Origin of the sequence: Acinetobacter sp. YH12097, assembly GCF_013419225.1 — a bacterium.
GTDB classification, from domain to species: Bacteria; Pseudomonadota; Gammaproteobacteria; order Pseudomonadales; family Moraxellaceae; genus Acinetobacter; species Acinetobacter amyesii.
In genome coordinates, this window is record NZ_VPAN01000092.1 from 1 (window position 1) to 2,334 (window position 2,334).

Here is a 2,334-nt window from a genome sequence, read left to right on the forward strand (position 1 = left end):
TGATATGTATGACCAAAACCTGATGGCTGAATATCATATTCGGTATGGTGGCTATGGCGGTATTGCCTATCACCATGTTGCAGATAATTATGTTGCCCTGTTTAGCCACTTTATTCCATGTGGTGTATGGGAAGCAATTTATATCATTGAAGGCTTACTACAAAATAAATCAGACATTCAACCAGATACCATTCATGCAGATACTCAAGGGCAATCTGCCCCAGTTTTTGCTCTAGCTCATTTGTTAGGTATCAATCTTATGCCACGTATCCGAAACTGGCATGACCTAAAGACGTTCAAACCTAGCAAAGATGTGAAATATAAGCATATAGATAGCCTATTTAAAGATGTGGTGAATTGGGAAATTATCGAAACCCACTGGCAAGATTTGCTTCAAGTCGTTTTATCCATCAAAACAGGTAAAATTTCGTCTTCCATGATTCTACGGAAACTTGGTAACTACAGTCGTAAAAACCGCTTATATCAAGCATTTCGAGAGTTAGGTCGTGTTGTACGAACCGTCTTTCTACTACAATATATTTCTGACCTAGATTTGCGTGAGCAAATTACAGCAACCACTAATAAAGTTGAAGCATATAATGGCTTTACCAAATGGCTATTCTTTGGTGGTGGCGGTACGATTGCAGAAAATGATCCAGAGGAACAAGAGAAGATCATTAAATATAATGACTTAGTGGCTAATGCTCTTATCTATCACAATGTAGTGGATCAAACTCGTATCTTAAAAGAACTGGTCAATGAGGGCTATCCTGTCAATCGAGAAGATATTGCCAGATTAAGCCCCTACGTCACCAGTCATATCAAACGGTTCGGGGACTATATCATTGATATCAATGTTGTGCCTGATCCTGTGGATGTGGAGTTTAGTTTGGATGGTAGCTAGAGAATATTGATGATATAAGATCTTGTTTATTGAAAGCTTAATTAGGCGAAAAAGAACCTATATGACAGAGTTGAAGCCAGTAAACTTTTATTTTTACTCACATCTTCTCAGCCAGATCAATAACTGATTATGGGTAATAATGACTTAGAATATTTTTAGTAGCTCGAATACTTTTTCTTTAAATTTTTCTCACTATTATCACTCTGATAGAATTAATCTATAAAATACTATTTCATACTCCTAATATCTACACCTATACAAAAAGCAATTTTTCCATCATCTAAATCATACTCTTTTGGCAAAGAATTCACTCCATCTTGTTTTATTCGAGCATCAAAAATTACTAAATAACTTCTTTTTGCGTCACGAACACTCATATATGATTTAAGTTGTTCAAAACCACCTTCAGCATATGTTTTAGAATATCCATTCCCACAAATTTTTAGCTCAACTATAAACTCACTTCCTAAAATATTAATGATTAAGTCAATTCGACCTCCAGCTAAAACTGTCTCTTTATAAATATTTGCATTACTTACTAATGCTTGTAAATCTTGAACCAATAATGCTCGACCTATATTTTCTGGATTTTGAACATACTCTTGATTTGAATATGATTTCCAAAATGCATCTGCATTTTTTTGACATCTAGATTTAAAACCTTGTAAATAATCTAAAAATCTATCATGTGTGCTTGGAAATATATCTGCTTTATAATTTGAAATTTGCTGAACACCTAGAATTCTCTGCTCACGAATTTCTAATTTTGTATTTTCCAAATAGTCACTTATTTGATCCAAGTTTGGATCCAGTTTAATAGCACTTTCAAACATCTGTTCAGCTAAATTGTAATCACTTATTTTATAAGCAGATAATCCAGCAATATAAAATCCATGAGAAACCGTTGGATGTTTCCTTGCTAAATCTAAACTAAATTGTATTGCTTCAGAATAGTTCTGATTTTTATACAAAGCCATTGATAAAAGGATGTTATTTTTTATAAATGATGGATAAAGGGCTTTTGCTCTACTAAAGTAATCAATTGCTATAGGATATTTAGATTTTTTTATTAAATTTTCACCATAGAAACTTAACAAATAGGCTTGTGCTATTCTAGCTGAAGAATCCGTATCCTTTTCAAGAATATCAATTTGTTCTTCTATAAAGAACTGTAACTCATTTTCTGGAATATTCCCCAATTCCTCAATATTTTTGATAATTTCAATTTTTCTTTTAATTCTATCGTTATCTATATCCTCACTATTTTTATCTAAAAGTGCAGATTCGAGAGTAGGCAAAGCAGCAAGTAATGTGTCCCGTTTCTTAATAGTTTCTTCCAGTTCCTCAGAAATTCCCATTTTATCTAAGCATATTTGCTTAATATTTAATGCACCTGCTAAACAATCCCTATCCTCAATAAAATGTTGAAG

2 protein-coding genes are annotated in these 2,334 nt (G+C 32.9%); one reads left to right on the top strand and one right to left on the bottom strand.

The features are described from left to right. A partial coding sequence (locus FTU37_RS16500; protein WP_180124669.1) for a Tn3 family transposase occupies positions 1 to 904 on the top strand: 904 nt, incomplete at its 5' end. A 227-nt stretch (positions 905 to 1,131) separates the two neighbouring features. Here FTU37_RS16500 and FTU37_RS16505 read toward each other — a convergent pair. Continuing rightward, on the bottom strand, positions 1,132 to 2,334 hold a 1,203-nt coding region (locus tag FTU37_RS16505), incomplete at its 5' end, for a lipopolysaccharide assembly protein LapB (RefSeq protein ID WP_218954677.1).